The sequence below is a fragment of the Actinomadura sp. NPDC048394 genome, assembly GCF_040651755.1.
Lineage (GTDB): Bacteria > Actinomycetota > Actinomycetes > Streptosporangiales > Streptosporangiaceae > Spirillospora > Spirillospora montaniterrae.
The window spans coordinates 24,855-39,449 of sequence record NZ_JBEZJL010000007.1; the positions used below are offsets into that span (position 1 = coordinate 24,855).

Genomic DNA, 14,595 nt, shown 5'->3' on the forward strand with positions numbered 1-14,595 from the left:
TCCCCGCAGCGCCGTCATCCCCGCAGCGCCGTCATCCCCCCGCGCCGCCGTCATCCGCCCCGCGCTGGCGTCCTCCGCCCCGCGCCGGCGTCATCCGCCCCGCGCCGGCGCTGACCGTGCGCGTCCTCCGCTCGCGTGCGCAAGGCGGGTGTGTGGTCGGGGGTGTGCGTTCGGCCTGGCAGGCGGCTCTTCCGGTCGGGGGAGCGGGGCGTGCGGGGGCGGGTCAGGTCTCGTGCAACGCGGCGTCCAGGCGAGTGAGCCAGGTGTCGACGGGGCCCAGGGTCAGCAGGCCGCTTCCGGCGCCCGCGAGTTCTCCGGCGGCGGGCCGGAGACGGTCGCGGGCACGCCGCAGGACGGGTTCGTCGCCGAGCTCCAGCGCGGCCTCGGCCTCGAGGCAGCACATCGCCTCGTACATCAGGTCCGCGGGCGGCTGCGGCAGTGCGCGCAGGGCCGTACGCGCCTCCTCTCCGCGGTCGGCGTTCAGCAGGGCGAGCGGTTCGGCCCAGGGACGGTACGGCCCCCAGTCATCTTCCAGGTCTACCGAGACCAGGCCCTGACCTCCGGTCGGCCGCGAGTTCAGCCGGGCGCTCAGCAGTGCGAGGGGCAGCAGGCCTTCGGACAGGCCGGGCATCCCGGCGCCTTCCAGGTGCGCGGCCGCCGCCCGGTACGCCGCCTCCGTCTCCGCGACCGTGGCCCGCCCGGACGCGGCGTCCCGCAGCGCGGCGTACCACCGCGTGAACACGCCGACCAGCGGCAGTTCGTGGCGTTCGGCCAGCCGGTCGGCGGCGGCGGCGTGGCCGTCCGCCGACGTGAAGTCGCCGAGCGCGCTGCGCGCCTGCAGCCTGACGAGGTGGCCGAGGACCTCGAAGGTCACCATGCCGTGCCGGGCCGACAGGTCGACGAGTTCGGCGCCGATCGCGTCGCGGCGGGCGGCGAGCCCGGCCCGCGTGCACGACTGCATGTACGCGCCGTTGAGCGCGAACGCCAGCACCGCCGGGTCGTCCAGGTCGCGGGCCATCGCCTCCGCCTCGGCGGCGGCCTCCGGCCCCCGCGGCGACCGGGTGCCGCGCATCTCCAGCGCGATCGTGGCGAGCAGCCGCGCCCGCGTCGCGTCGTGCGCGGGCCCGGGCGGCAGCCGGGGCAGGACGCGCTCGGCCGCCGCGACGATCTGCCGCGCGGCCTCCGGGTCGTCGCTGCGCGTCCAGTTCGCCGGGACGTCGTAGGCGCCGATCACCCGGGCGGTCAGCTCGGGGTCGCCGAACTCCTCCGCCGCGGCGACGGCCGCCAGCCGGTGCCCCCGGGCGGCCTCCAGCCCGCCGCCCCCGCGCACCGCCAGGTCGCGGAGCAGGCCGACCGTCGACTCCAGCCGCGTGCGCGCCCCCGTCGCGACCGTGCGGTCGTAGTCGGCCGCGGCGCGCGTCCACAGCCGCGCCGCCGCCGACTCCGGCTCGGCGGGACGGTCCAGGCCCGGGGCCTGCGCGAGCACGTCCGCCTCCATGCGCCGCAGCTCCGGACCGGGGTCGAGACCGAGCTGCCCGGCCAGGATGTCGCGGGCCCGGCGCAGCACCGCGAGCGCGTCCGCCTGCCGGCCCGTCCGGTACAGGGCGAGCGCCAGCAGCCGCCAGCCCGACTCGCGCCATGGATGCTCGCTGACGTGCGCGTCCAGGTCGGGGACGGTCTCGGCGGCCAGCCCGGCGTCGAGCCGCGCCTGCGCCCGCCGCTCCACCGCGTGCAGCCGCAGCTCGGCCAGCCGGGACCGCTCCGCCCGGGCCCAGGGCTCGTCGGCGAAGTCGGCGTAGGCGGGGCCGCGCCACCAGCCCAGCGCCTCGTCCAGCCGGGCCTGCGCCCGGTCGGGCGGCAGGTCGGCGGCGTCGGACACGGCCTCCTCGAACCGCCAGGCGTCCACCTGCCCGGGCCCGGCGCGCAGCGCGTACCCGGGGCCCTCGGTGACCAGCAGCCGGGACGGCGTCCGCGGCGGACGGCCGGGCTCCAGCGCCCGGCGCAGCGCCGCCACGAACGTCCGGACCGCGCCGACCGCCCCCTCCGGCGGGACGTCCCACAGATCCTCGACGAGCAGCCCGACCGGGACGACGCGCCGCCGGGCCACGATCAGCCTGGCCAGGACCGCCCGGTGCCGCGGCCCCTTCAACGCGATCGGCTCGCCCGCGGCGTCCCAGGCCGTCACGGGCCCCAGCACCCCGAACACGACCCCCACTGGCATGCCCCTCCCCGGTGACTCCCTGCGACCTCACGCTAGCGCGCTGACCGGATGCTCATTCGCGGACGGCAATCTGTGGATAACCGATCGACGAGAGAGAAGGACCCCTTCATGACCACGACCATCAGCGGTTTCGACTACCAGCGCGTGCCCGTCGCCGACGGCGTGTCCCTGAACGTGGCCGTCGGCGGCTCGGGCAGCCCGATCGTGCTGCTGCACGGCTTCCCGCAGACGCACCTGATGTGGCGGCACGTCGCCGCCGACCTCGCCGCCGACCACACCGTGATCGTCCCTGACCTGCGCGGATACGGTGCGAGCGACAAGCCGGCGGAGGACGGCCCGGACACCTACTCCAAGCGCACCATGGCCGCCGACATCGTCGCGCTGGCGCGCGCGCTCGGGCATGAGCGGTTCGCGCTGGCCGGACACGACCGCGGCGCCCTGGTCGCCTTCCGCGCCGGCCTGGACCACCCGGACACGATCACGCATCTGGCCTCCCTGGACGTGTTGCCCACGCTGGAGATGTGGGACGCCATGCACGGGGTGAGCGCCGCCGTCGGCTTCCACCTCTTCCTGATGGCGCAGCCGCCCGGCCTGCCCGAGCAGATGATCGCCGCGACCGCCGACGCGTTCTTCGGCCACTTCCTCGACGTCTGGGGTGCGGACCCGGAGGCGATCCCCGCCGACGTCCGCGCCGCCTACCTGGACGCCTGCCGCGCCGCCGTCCCGTCGATCGTCGCGGACTACCGCGCGTCCGCCGGCATCGACATCGAGCACGATCAGGCCGACCGCGACGCCGGTAACCAGCTGCGGATGCCGGTGACGGTCCTGCAGCAGGACTGGGGCGCCGCGCTCGGCTTCGACGCGCGCGCGCTGTGGTCGGCGTGGGCGCCGGACCTGGTGCACGGGACGGTCGACTACGGCCACTTCATGGCCGAGCAGGCGCCCGCCGAGATCGCCAAGACCCTGCGCGAGCTCATGGACCGCTGAGCGCTGGCAAGGGAACGGTTCAGCGTTCTTGCTGGGGGGTCCTCCCCCCAGCTGGGCGCTGAGGGTTAGGAGGAGAGCCAGGCGAGGATCCGGCGGTTGACGTCGGCGGGGCGGTCGAGCTGGAGGAAGTGCCCGCCGCCGGGGACGAGCTCGGCCTGCGAGCCGGCGGGGAGCCCGGCCAGGACGCCGCTGAGATCGTCCCCGGGGACGACGATGTCGGGCCCCAGGCAGCCGTCCTCGGCGCCGTGCAGGTACAGGACGGGGCGTACGCCGACCGAGGTGGCCGCCTTCTGCTCGGCCGCATAACGCTCGATGTGGCGCGAGGTGTCCAGCATGGCGCGGTAGTAGCCGAGCGCGGCGGAGAGGTTGTCCGGCGTGCGGAGGCAGTCCATGACGTGGTCGACGTCCTCGGCGGCGTAGCCGGCGTCCTTGGGGGACCAGTCGCGCCACAGGCCCTCGATGAAGGCGCGGTTCACGGCGGCCTCCGCCAGGGGCGTCTGGAACACGAAGATGTAGAACGAGCGCTTGAGCTGCTCGTAGTCGAAGAAGGCCGTCGCCATCACCGAGATGGGCGGGACGGACATGGCGACGGCCTTGCGCCAGCGGTCGGGGGCCGCGGCGGCGGCGCCGTAGGTGGCGAAGGCGCCCCAGTCGTGCCCGATGACGACGGCGTCGGAGCCGCCGCCGAACGCGTCGTGCAGGGCGTTGGCGTCGGCGGCGAGGGCGCCGCCCTGGTAGGCACCGTCCTCGGGGACGGAGGTGGGCGCGTACCCGCGCATGAAGGGGGCGACCGCCCGGTAGCCGGCGGCGGCGAGCTCGGGGAGCAGGTGCCGCCAGGTGTGCGCCGAGTCGGGGAAGCCGTGCAGGCACAGCGCGAGCGGGCCGTCCTCCGGCCCCGCCGCGAGGTAGCCGAATTCCAGGCCGTTCGCCTTGACCGAACCGGTCGTGATGTCGCCCATGCGGTGTTCGCCTCCTTGATCCCGGGGCGACGCTACCCCGGGCCGGTGTCCGGCGGCTCGGCGGGGGTGCCGGTCATGTGACGGCATCGCTACGGATACATGTGTCTGAATACGTATTTACATCGGATTTCGTCGTCGCTTAGCATCGAGACAACTGGATCGCTCGCATCTGCGTGCGTCCTCGGGTCGTAGCAAGGGAAGCGTGATGACGGAGCCGGACGTGACCAGCCAGCAGAACGAACCGATGCAGAGGGCGGCCCGCGACCACCTGTGGATGCACTTCGCGCGGCACTCGGCGTCCCAGGACGGCGGCGAGATCCCGGTGATCGTGCGGGGCGAGGGCCCCTACGTCTACGACGCCGCGGGCCGGCGGTACCTCGACGGGCTGTCCGGCCTGTTCACCGTCCAGGCGGGGCACGGGCGCGAGGAGCTGGCGCAGGCCGCCGCCAAGCAGGCCGCCGAGCTGGCCTACTTCCCGATCTGGTCCTACGCGCACCCTAAGGCGGTCGAGCTGGCCGAGCGGCTCGCCGGGCTCGCGCCCGACGGCCTGGACCGGGTGTTCTTCACCACCGGCGGCGGCGACGCCGTCGAGAGCGCATGGAAGCTCGCCAAGCAGTACTTCAAGCTGACCGGCAAGCCCACCAAGCACAAGGTGATCAGCCGCGCGGTCGCCTACCACGGCACCCCGCACGGCGCGCTGTCGCTGACCGGCCTTCCCGGGCTGAAGGCGCCGTTCGAGCCGCTGGTGCCGAGCGCGTTCCGGGTGCCGAACACCAACATCTACCGGGCGGCCGAGCACGGCGACGACCCGGAGGCGTTCGGCCGGTGGGCCGCAGACCGGATCGAGGAGGCCATCGAGTTCGAGGGCGCCGACACGGTCGCGGCGGTGTTCCTGGAGCCGGTGCAGAACGCGGGCGGCTGCTTCCCGCCGCCGCCCGGCTACTTCCAGCGCGTCCGGGAGATCTGCGACCGCCACGACGTGCTGCTGGTGTCGGACGAGGTGATCTGCGCGTTCGGCCGGCTCGGCACGATGTTCGGCGCACAGCGGTTCGGCTACACGCCCGACATCATCACCTTCGCCAAGGGCGTGACGTCGGGGTACTCGCCGCTCGGCGGGATGCTCGTCGCGGACCGGCTGTTCGAGCCGTTCAAGCACGGTACGACGATGTTCGCGCACGGCTACACCTTCGGCGGGCACCCGGTGTCGGCGGCGGTGGCGCTGGCGAACCTCGACCTGTTCGAGCGCGAGGACCTGCTCGGGCACGTCATGCGCAACCGGGACGCGTTCCGCGCGACGCTGGAGCGGCTGCGGGACCTGCCGATCGTCGGGGACGTCCGCGGCGACGGCTACTTCTACGGCATCGAGCTGGTGAAGGACCGGGACACCCGGGAGACCTTCGACGACGACGAGTCGGAGCGGCTGCTGCGCGGGTTCCTCGACAAGGCGCTGTACGAGGCGGGGCTGTACTGCCGCGCCGACGACCGCGGCGACCCGGTCGTGCAGCTTGCGCCGCCGCTGACCTGCGACCAGTCGCACTTCGACGAGATCGAGCAGATCCTGCGCTCGGTGCTGACGGAGGCGTGGGCTCGGCTGTGATCCTTCCGGGCGCGCCCCGGGCCCGGCGCGGGGCGGGGCGCGCCCGGAGGCGGGACGATCCACCGCGAACGTGCGGAACCGCCCCGGACCGCCGGAGTTGGGGCTACGCTCGGGGGCACGTGTGATGCGGGTCACCGCGCTGTCCGGTGTCGGTCATGCACTTTACTTTGAGACAGTGCATGTAAACCGAATCACGTTCGGACGAGGTGATAGCACGTGCTCGAGGTCGCTGACATCAACCTGACGGACTGGGAGTTCTGGCGCCGCCCGCACGACCAGCGGCACGAGGCGTTCAAGGCCCTGCGGTGGCATCCCGAACTCGTCAGGTTCGAGGAGCCCGACATCATCATCGCGCCGCAGGGGCCGGGCTACTACGCGCTCACCCGGCACGCCGACGTCGTCGAGGCGTCCCGCCGCCCGCAGGACTTCTGCTCCGGGCGCGGCGCGATCAGCATCCCGGACATGCCGGGCGACATGCACGAGTACTTCGGCTCGATGATCAGCATGGACGACCCCCGGCACGCGAAGATCCGCCGGATCGTGTCCCGGGCGTTCTCGCCGCGGATGATCCAGCGGTTCGAGGACCGCGTCGAGGCCGTGGCCGCCGAAATCGTCGGGAACGTCGCCGCGGGCGGCGGCACCGGCGACTTCGTCGCGGACGTGGCCGCCCGGCTCCCCCTGAAGATCATCTGCGACATGATGGGCATCGCCGAGGACCAGTACCAGACCGTCCTCGACGCGACCAACGTCATCCTCGCCGGCAACGACGCCGAGTTCGTCCCGTCCGGCGACCCCGAGCAGCTCGCCCTCGCGCTGCTGAACGCGGGCGAGACGCTGCGCGGCCTGGTCGAGGAGCTCGGCCGGCGGCGCCGCGAGGACCCCACCGACGACCTGACGTCCGCGCTGGTCAACGCCAACATCGACGGCGAGTCCCTGACCGACCAGGAGCTGGGCTCGTTCTTCATCCTGCTCGTCGTGGCGGGCAACGAGACGACCCGCAACGCGATCGCGCACGGCCTGGACCTGTTCACCCGCAACCCCGACCAGCGCGCCCTGCTCGTCGAGGACTTCGAGGGCCGCATCGCCGGCGCCGTCGAGGAGATCGTCCGGTACGTCTCGCCGGTCATCTGGATGCGCCGCACCGCGACCCGCGACACCACGCTGAACGACCACGAGATCAAGGAGGGCGACAAGCTCGTCCTCTACTACTGGTCGGCGAACCGGGACGAGTCGGTCTTCACCGACCCGGCGACGTTCGACATCCTGCGCGACCCCAACCCGCACGTCGGGTTCGGCGGGCCCGGCCCGCACTTCTGCCTGGGCGCGCACCTGGCGCGGCGGGAGATCACCGTGATGTTCCGCGAGCTGCTGGCGAAGGTCCCCGCGATCAAGGCGGGCGAGCCGGACCGGCTGGAGTCCAACTTCATCAACGGGATCAAGCGCCTGCCGTACACGATCTGACCCGGCCCCGGCGGGCCCGCCGGGCGCTTCGGCGGCTTTGTCCGGAACGCGGCAACCGGCGGTCGACGGCTCGGTGAACGTTGCGTGGCGGGCCGCCGGGACGGCGCGCAGGGCGGTTAACGTGCGGAGAGGCCCAGTTCCGCACGTTCCGGGAGCGCCCGTGCCCGAGACCGACCCGACCGCCGAGCCGCGCGTGGCCCGGGAACGGGGCGACCGGCTCGCCGCCGACAACGCGGCCGTCCGGCTGCGGCTCGCCGAGCTGGAACGCGAGCAGGCCGACCGGGACGACCAGATCGGGCGGCTGATCGGCGCGCTGAACGAGGCGGCCCGGCGGATCGGCGACCTCGACCGCCGCCGGGCCGTGGCCGAGCACCGCGCCGAGCTGGCCGCGTGGGAGCACGAGACGCTGCGGCTGCGGCGCTGGTCGCGGCTCGGGCCCGCGCTGGCCGCGCTGCGCCGCCGCCCGCTGGCGCCCCGCTCGTACCGGCGCGTCCGGGAGGCGCTGCGCAGCGTCCCCCTGCCGCCCGAGCCTCCCGCCGAGCCCGCGCGGACGCGCCGTCCGGACGTCCTCGTCGCCGAGACCGAGCCGATTGAGGTCACGTCGGCGGCGGCGCCGGACGGCCCGGTGAACCGGCCCGGCCTCGTCGCGGCCGTCGTCCTCGGACCCGTCCTGGAGACGAACCTCCGCTACGAGTGGACGCAGGTCGCCGCGTCCGGCGGCTGGCGGGAGACGTTCGAGGAGCGGCCACCGGACCTGCTGCTCGTGGAGTCGGTCCGGACGGCCCTGCCCGTCGCGGAGATGGCGGCGTGGTGCCGGGAGCACGGCGTCCCGACCGCCTACTGGGACACCGGCGCCGGCCTCGACGACGCCGCCGCGCACTTCGACCACGTCTTCACCGTCGACGCCGCGGCGGTGCCGGAACACCGGGAGAGCCTCGGCCACGACCGCGTCCACCACCTGCCGTTCGCCGCGCAGCCCCGCCTGCACAACCCGACGCGCGTCCAGGACCACGGCCGCTACCCCCTGCTCTACGAGGGGGAGTACGACCAGGCCGCCGAACCGCTCATCGCGCCCGCGCCACGGCTCGGCGCCCACTTCTTCGCCACCGGGTTCCCGCGCCTGTACCGGCAGCGGGTCGCGCCACCGCGCCCGTACGAGGAGGCCGTCGCGATCCGCAAGCGGTTCCGCGTGCTGATCGCGCCCGGGCCGCGCCTGGCGTACGAGGCGGCGGCGGCCGGCGTGCCCGTCGTCCACCACCGTGCGGACGCGAGCCCGGCGTTCGGCCCGGCGGTGCAGGACGACACCAAGGCGGCGCAGCGCAGCCTGCGCGCGCTCCTGCGGTCCCCGGAACTGCGCGACCGGCAGGCGCATCTGGCGTTGCGCCGGGTGCACGCCGAGCACACCTACCGGCACCGGGTCGACTCCCTTCTGGAACACCTCGGAACCGGGCCCGCGCCCGCGGCGCCGCCGGGGGTGTCGCTGGTCCTGTCCACATGCCGGGCCGAGCAGATCGCCTCGTCGCTGGAGCAGATCGCGGCGCAGGTATGGCGACCCCTGCAGCTCGTGCTGGTGCTGCACCGCCTCGACCTCCATCCCCGGGACGTCGAGAAGCAGGCGATCGCCGCGGGGATCGACGACATCGTCGTCCGCAGCGCCGACGCGTCGATGTCCCTGGGGGAGTGCCTCAACCTCGGCATAGAGGCCGCCGATGGCGCCTACATCGGCAAGGTCGACGACGACGAACTGTACGGGCCGCACTACGTGTCCGACCTGCTTCCCGCGTTCTCCTACACGGACGCCGGTGTCGTCGGGAAGCTCGCCCACTACGCCCTATTGGAATCCATGAACGCGACCGTGCTGCGCTACCCCGAGCACGAGCACCGCTATGTGGACGTCGTGCGCGGCGGGGCGCTGCTCGGGGACGGCGACCTGATGCGCACGTACCGGTTCGCCGACCGCGGATGCGGCGAGGACACCGACCTCTTCCGGCGGCTGCGCGCGGACGGCGTCCGGGTGTACGCGGCCGACAGGTTCTCGTTCGTCACCATCCGGCACGCGGACGCCACCCGCCACACCTGGCGGCCCAGCGACCTGGAACTCCTCGACTCCGGCCGGCTGGCGCTCTACGGCCTGCCCAAGGAGCACATCCTTTTCTGACCCGCCCTACCAGGGCACCGGGCCGTCCTCCGCGACGAACGCGCCGTTCGCGGCGCCGCCCATCGCCGCCGCGGCGATGACGGCCGCGCCCTGGGCCGGCGTGCGGGGACCGGTGTGCCCGTTCAGGTCCGTGGCGCAGTACCCGGGCGCCGCCGCGACCACGGTGACCGTGGTGTCGGCCAGTTCCTTGGCGTAGGCGACCGTGACCGCGTTCAGCGCCGACTTGGACGCGTTGTAGGGGAGCAGGTTGACGCGGTGCACGGGCGCCGACGGGTCGCTGTGCAGCGTCAGCGAGCCGAGTTCGCTGGAGACGTTGACGATGCGGCCGGCGGGGGAGCGGCGCAGCAGCGGGAGCATCGCGTTGGTGACGGCGACGAAGCCGAACACGTTCGTCTCGAACGTCTCCCGGACCTGCGCGACCGCCGTCCGGCTCGGCGGGGTGGAACGGCCGAGGTCGGAGGCGTCCGTCGAGGTGATCCCGGCGTTGTTGACGAGGATGTCCAGCCGCCCGTGCTCGGCGCCGATCAGCTCGGCCGCGGCCGTGACGGCGGCCTCGTCGGTGACGTCGATCCGGACGAACCGCGCGTCGATGCCCTCGCCGGCCAGTTCGGCCGCGGCCTTCTCCCCGAGTTCCTCGGAACGCGCGCCGATCAGCACCGTCCTGCCGCCGGAGCCGAGGATGCGCGCCGTCTCGAAGCCGATTCCCTTGTTGGCGCCCGTGATGAGCGCGATCTGTGCAGTGGTCATGCCCTCAGCCTGTGGCCGCCGGGCGCGCGCGAGGAGAGACCGCCGGAAGCTGGGATCGGCGATACCACCCTCCACGTGGCGGCCCCACGGCGGCATCGGTCATCCTGGGACGTATGGACAGGCAGGAGTTGGCCGCGTTCCTACGCTCGCGACGAGACCGCGTACGGCCCGAGGACGTCGGGCTGAAGGCGGGGACGCGGCGGCGGACGCCGGGCCTGCGCCGCGAGGAGGTCGCCCAACTGGCCGGCATGTCGGTGGACTACTACATCCGGCTGGAACAGGGACGCGGCCCACGGCCGTCCAGGCAGATCCTTGCCGCGCTGGCGCGCGCGCTGAGGCTCACCGACGACGAGCGCGGCCACCTCTACCACCTGGCGGGCGAGGCGCCGGAACCTCCGGCCGGACCGTCCCGGGATGTCCCGCCCGGCATCCTGCACCTGCTGGAACGGCTCGACGACACGCCCGCCTACGTGCTGAACGCCCGCCACGACATCCTCGCCTGGAACCCGCTGGCCGCCGCACTGATGACCGACTTCGCCGCGCTGCCGCCGAAGGACCGCAACGTGATCCGGTGGCTGTTCACCGGCCCGGTCGCCGACCGGTACGACACCGACGAGTACGTGGCGGAGCTGGCCGGCGACTCGGTCGCGGACCTGCGCGCCGCCGCCGGCCGCTACCCGGGCGACCCCGGCATCGCCGAGCTGGTGGCCGAGGTGTCCGCGCGCAGCCCGCTGTTCGCCCGCCTGTGGGACTCGGGCGAGGTCGGCATCCGGCGCAGCAGCCGCAAACGCATGGTCCACCCGGTCGTCGGGCCGCTGGAACTGCACTGCGACGTCCTGTACGTGCCGGAACGCGACCAGCGCGTCGTCCTCTACACCACCACGCCCGGCACGCCGTCGCACGAGGCCCTCAAGGCGCTGCGCGAGACAAGGCAGGACGCACTCGCTGCACACTAGCCGCCGCACCCTGCACCGGCGCGCGCTGGGCTCGGCCCCGGCGCGCGAGCGGGGGTCACCAGGGGACGGGCTGTCCCGGCTCCTCCGCGCCGCCCTGGAAGGCGCCGTTCGGGCCGTCCTCGTCCAGCGTCGCGAGCAGCACGACCTCCGTCGCGCCCTGCACCGGCGTGCGGAACCCGCTGTTGCCGTTCAGGTCGGTGGCGCAGTAGCCGGGGTTGGCGAGGTTCACCTTGATCGCGGTGTCCGCCAGCTCCTTGGCGTAGGCGATCGTGACGGCGTTCAGCGCCGTCTTCGACGAGTTGTACGCCAGCAGGTTGAACGGGAAGAACGGGCTGGACGGGTCGGTCAGCAGCGTCAGCGAGCCGAGTTCGCTGGAGACGTTGACGATGCGGCCGGCGGGGGAGCGGCGCAGCAGCGGGAGCATCGCGTTGGTGACGGCGACGACGCCGAACACGTTGGTCTCGTAGGTCTCGCGCAGGCCGTCGAGCGAGGTCTCGCTCGGCGGGCCGTACGCGGAGGCCGGCGAGATGCCGGCGTTGTTCACCAGGACGTCGAGCCGCCCGTGCTCCTCGTCGATCCCCTTCGCGGCGGCTTCGACGCTCGCCGCGTCGGTGACGTCGATCCGGACGAAGCGGGCGTCGATGCCCTCGCCGGCCAGGACGGCCGCGGCCTTCTCGCCGAGTTCGGGATTGCGGGCACCGACCAGGACGGTCATGCCCTTCCCGCCGAGGAGGCGGGCGGTCTCCAGGCCGATTCCCTTGTTGGCGCCGGTGATGAGCGCGATCTGTGCAGTGGTCATGCCCTCAGCCTGTTGTCGCTGGGCGCGCGCGAGGAGAGACCGCCCGAAGCTGGGATCGGTGATACCACCCAGGGGACGGCCGTATGGTCGTCCCGTCCGCCATGCTGGGAGGCATGAACAGGCAGGAGACGGCCGCGTTCCTGCGTTCCCGCCGCGCGCGCGTGCAGCCCGCGGACGTCGGACTGCAGGCCGGGACGCGCCGGAGGACGCCGGGCCTGCGCCGGGAAGAGGTCGCCCGCCTAGCCGGTATGTCGGTGGACTACTACATCCGGCTGGAACAGGGACGCGGCCCGAGGCCGTCCAGGCAGATCCTCTCGGCGCTGGCGCGCGCGCTGAGGCTCTCCGATGACGAGCGCAGCCACCTGTTCAACCTCGCCGGTGAACAGCTCGGCCCGCCGCCGGGACCTCCTCAGGAAGTGCCCGCCGGCATCCTGCATCTGCTGGAACGGCTCGACGACACCCCCGCCTACGTCCTGGACGCCAAATACGACGTCCTCGCTTGGAACGACATGGCGGCGGCGCTCATTGTCGACTTCTCGAAAATCCCGCCAGGCGAACGCAACCTCGTGCGGGCCTTCTTCCTCTACCCCGCCGCCTGCCCCATCGAGGACGAGGACGAATACGGGAAATTCGCTCAGCAGAGCGTCGCCGATCTGAGGGCGGCGTCCGGGCGCTATCCGCACGACCCCGGAATCAAGGCGCTCGTCGGCGAGCTGAAGGACAAGAGCGAACCGTTCCGCCGGCTATGGGACCGGCACCAGATCGAGGTGCGGCGCGGCAGCACGAAACGCATGCGGCACCCGGTCGTGGGCGACCTCGAAGTGTTCTGCGACGTCCTCGTCGTCCCGGATCGGGACCAGAAGGTCGTCCTCTACACCGCCGCGCCCGGCACCCCGTCGCACGAGGCGCTGAAACTGCTCCGCGTCATCGGCACCCAGGACCTCACTCCCCGCTGACGCCGACGCCGACGCCGACGCCGACGCCGACGTTGACGCCGACGTTGACGCCGACGTCCCGTGCGGCGAGCCGTCGTCATGAGGCCACTCACAACGACGGCTCGCCGCACGTCAGCGCGTCCGGCTAGCGGAGCTCGCGCTTGAGGATCTTGCCAGTGGCGGTCATCGGGAGCTTGTCGCGGAACTCCACGATCCGGGGGTACTTGTAGTTGGCGAACTGCTCCTTGCCCCAGGCGATCAGCTCGTCCTCGGTGACCGTGGCGCCCGGCTTGCGGATGATGTACGCCTTGACCTCCTCGCCGTGGCTCGGGTGCGGGACGCCCACCACGGCGGCCAGCGAGACGTCCGGATGGGTCATGAGGACCTCCTCCAGCTCCCGCGGGTACACGTTGTAACCGCCCCGGATGATCATGTCCTTGGAGCGGTCGATGATGTAGTAGTAGCCGTCCTCGTCGCGGCGGGCCACGTCGCCGGTGCGGAACCAGCCGTCCTTGATCGCCTCGGCGGTCGCCTCGGGCCGGTTGTAGTAGCCCTTCATGATGTTGTGGCCGCGCACGGCGATCTCGCCGGGGCCCTCGCCCTCGACGTCCTTCCACTCGTCGTTGACGAGCTTCATCTCCACGCCCCAGACCGGTAGCCCGATCGAGCCCGGCTTGGTCGGCCGGTCGGGCCGGTTGAACGAGCAGACCGGCGACGTCTCCGACAGCCCGTAGCCCTCCAGCACGTTCATGCCGAACTTGTCCCGGACGCCCTTGATGACCTCCATCGGCAGCGCCGCGCCGCCGGACACCGCGACCCGCAGGTTCTCCCGGATCGCCGCGACGTCCTCGGCGGAGGTGTCGTCGCTCAGCAGCGCCCAGTACATGGTCGGGACGCCGGCGAAGATGGTCACCTTCTCCTTCACCATCAGCTCGACCGCCTCCTTGGCGTCGAACCGCGGCTGCATGACGAGCGTCCCGCGCCGGTAGAACCCGACGTTCATCACGCACGTCTGCCCGAAGATGTGGAACAGCGGCAGCGTCACCAGCGACGTGTCGTGCGGCGTCCGCGCGAACAGCGTGTCGTCCACCATCGCGTTCATCAGCAGGTTGCCGTGCGTGAGCTCGGCGCCCTTCGGCTGCCCGGTCGTCCCGCTGGTGTAGATGATCACCGCGGTGTCGGTGCCCTCGGTCCGCTCGCTGTCGAAGGTGTCGGGCTGCCCGGCGAGCGCCGCCCAGAACAGCTCGGCGCCCTCGATCGGCGACTCGGCCGCGGCGGGGTTCGCGGGCAGCAGGAAGAAGTGCTCGCAGCCCTCGGCCTGCTGGAACCCGGCGTGCCCGGTCTCGCCGAGCGGCAGCTGCGGCGTCCCCTCGAAGCAGAAGAACGCCTTCGCGTCGGAGTCGCTCAGGTGGTAGCCGATCTCGCGCGGCTTGAGAAGCACGTTCAGCGGGACGACCACCGCGCCGGCCTTGAGCGCCCCGAAGTACACCATCGGGAAGTACGGCAGGTTCGGGCTGGACAGCGCCACCTTGTCGCCGGGGCGGACGCCGCGCGACCGCAGCAGGTTCGCGACCTGGTTCGCGACCGCGTCGACGAAGGAGTAGGAGAGCCGCAGGTCGCCGAAGACCACGGCGTCGCGGTCGGGCGTCTCCCTGGCGGCGTCCTCCAGCAGCACGGACAGGTTGAGCATGGCACTCCTCGCGCGGAACGGTGACCGGCCGGTTGGTTACCGAGGAGTCTATGACCAGGTGGCCAGGTGGGACGCGGGGTCCCAC

The 14,595-nt window shown here is 72.8% G+C and carries 11 protein-coding genes; 6 read left to right on the top strand and 5 right to left on the bottom strand.

Going from position 1 to position 14,595, the window contains the following annotated elements; genetic code table 11:
• Positions 1-223: 223 nt before the first annotated feature.
• Positions 224-2,221, bottom strand: a complete 1,998-nt coding sequence (locus AB0C78_RS06160) for a BTAD domain-containing putative transcriptional regulator (protein WP_360742424.1) — start codon at positions 2,219-2,221, stop codon at positions 224-226.
• A gap of 108 nt (positions 2,222-2,329) precedes the next feature.
• On the opposite strand from AB0C78_RS06160, the gene AB0C78_RS06165 reads away from it, so the two are divergent.
• Complete coding sequence (locus AB0C78_RS06165; RefSeq protein WP_360742427.1) at positions 2,330-3,208, top strand: alpha/beta hydrolase; 879 nt, start codon at positions 2,330-2,332, stop codon at positions 3,206-3,208.
• Positions 3,209-3,273: 65 nt separating this feature from the next.
• Here AB0C78_RS06165 and AB0C78_RS06170 read toward each other — a convergent pair whose 3' ends face one another.
• A complete protein-coding gene (locus AB0C78_RS06170; protein ID WP_360742430.1) occupies positions 3,274-4,167 on the bottom strand; it encodes an alpha/beta hydrolase in 894 nt (297 codons plus the stop codon).
• A 205-nt stretch (positions 4,168-4,372) separates the two neighbouring features.
• On the opposite strand from AB0C78_RS06170, the gene AB0C78_RS06175 reads away from it, so the two are divergent.
• The 3 genes from AB0C78_RS06175 (at position 4,373) to AB0C78_RS06185 (ending at position 9,383) form a co-directional block, all read left to right on the top strand.
• Positions 4,373-5,764 carry an aspartate aminotransferase family protein gene (locus tag AB0C78_RS06175; RefSeq protein WP_360742433.1) on the top strand — a complete coding sequence of 464 codons (1,392 nt, stop codon included), beginning with the start codon at positions 4,373-4,375 and terminating at the stop codon, positions 5,762-5,764.
• A 216-nt stretch (positions 5,765-5,980) separates the two neighbouring features.
• Positions 5,981-7,225 (top strand): cytochrome P450, encoded by a 1,245-nt coding sequence (locus AB0C78_RS06180; protein WP_360742436.1) that lies wholly within the window; start codon positions 5,981-5,983, stop codon positions 7,223-7,225.
• A 160-nt stretch (positions 7,226-7,385) separates the two neighbouring features.
• Positions 7,386-9,383, top strand: a complete 1,998-nt coding sequence (locus AB0C78_RS06185) for a glycosyltransferase (protein WP_360742439.1) — start codon at positions 7,386-7,388, stop codon at positions 9,381-9,383.
• A gap of 6 nt (positions 9,384-9,389) precedes the next feature.
• On the opposite strand, the gene AB0C78_RS06190 is transcribed toward AB0C78_RS06185, so the two are convergent.
• Positions 9,390-10,130, bottom strand: coding sequence for an SDR family NAD(P)-dependent oxidoreductase (locus AB0C78_RS06190; protein ID WP_360742442.1), 741 nt, complete (start codon positions 10,128-10,130; stop codon positions 9,390-9,392).
• Positions 10,131-10,243: 113 nt separating this feature from the next.
• Between AB0C78_RS06190 and AB0C78_RS06195 the strand changes: the two genes are divergently transcribed.
• Positions 10,244-11,086, top strand: coding sequence for a helix-turn-helix transcriptional regulator (locus AB0C78_RS06195; protein WP_360742445.1), 843 nt, complete (start codon positions 10,244-10,246; stop codon positions 11,084-11,086).
• Between the two features lie 55 nt (positions 11,087-11,141).
• Here the strand turns inward: AB0C78_RS06195 and AB0C78_RS06200 are convergent, their stop codons facing one another.
• Positions 11,142-11,885, bottom strand: a complete 744-nt coding sequence (locus tag AB0C78_RS06200) for an SDR family oxidoreductase (protein ID WP_360742448.1) — start codon at positions 11,883-11,885, stop codon at positions 11,142-11,144.
• A gap of 113 nt (positions 11,886-11,998) precedes the next feature.
• Here AB0C78_RS06200 and AB0C78_RS06205 point away from each other — a divergent pair, with 113 nt between their 5' ends.
• Positions 11,999-12,841 carry a helix-turn-helix transcriptional regulator gene (locus AB0C78_RS06205; protein WP_360742451.1) on the top strand — a complete coding sequence of 281 codons (843 nt, stop codon included), beginning with the start codon at positions 11,999-12,001 and terminating at the stop codon, positions 12,839-12,841.
• A 124-nt stretch (positions 12,842-12,965) separates the two neighbouring features.
• Here AB0C78_RS06205 and AB0C78_RS06210 read toward each other — a convergent pair whose 3' ends face one another.
• A complete protein-coding gene (locus tag AB0C78_RS06210) occupies positions 12,966-14,510 on the bottom strand; it encodes a long-chain fatty acid--CoA ligase (protein ID WP_360742454.1) in 1,545 nt (514 codons plus the stop codon).
• Between the last annotated feature and the right edge of the window lie 85 nt (positions 14,511-14,595).

Bases quoted from the DNA above. Each gene is read 5' to 3' on its own strand.
- AB0C78_RS06160 (WP_360742424.1), bottom strand. From the start codon at position 2,221: ATGCCAGTGGGGGTCGTGTTCGGGGTGCTGGGGCCCGTGACGGCCTGG.
- AB0C78_RS06165 (WP_360742427.1), top strand. From the start codon at position 2,330: ATGACCACGACCATCAGCGGTTTCGACTACCAGCGCGTGCCCGTCGCC.
- AB0C78_RS06170 (WP_360742430.1), bottom strand. From the start codon at position 4,167: ATGGGCGACATCACGACCGGTTCGGTCAAGGCGAACGGCCTGGAATTC.
- AB0C78_RS06175 (WP_360742433.1), top strand. From the start codon at position 4,373: ATGACGGAGCCGGACGTGACCAGCCAGCAGAACGAACCGATGCAGAGG.
- AB0C78_RS06190 (WP_360742442.1), bottom strand. From the start codon at position 10,130: ATGACCACTGCACAGATCGCGCTCATCACGGGCGCCAACAAGGGAATC.
- AB0C78_RS06195 (WP_360742445.1), top strand. From the start codon at position 10,244: ATGGACAGGCAGGAGTTGGCCGCGTTCCTACGCTCGCGACGAGACCGC.
- AB0C78_RS06200 (WP_360742448.1), bottom strand. From the start codon at position 11,885: ATGACCACTGCACAGATCGCGCTCATCACCGGCGCCAACAAGGGAATC.
- AB0C78_RS06205 (WP_360742451.1), top strand. From the start codon at position 11,999: ATGAACAGGCAGGAGACGGCCGCGTTCCTGCGTTCCCGCCGCGCGCGC.
- AB0C78_RS06210 (WP_360742454.1), bottom strand. From the start codon at position 14,510: ATGCTCAACCTGTCCGTGCTGCTGGAGGACGCCGCCAGGGAGACGCCC.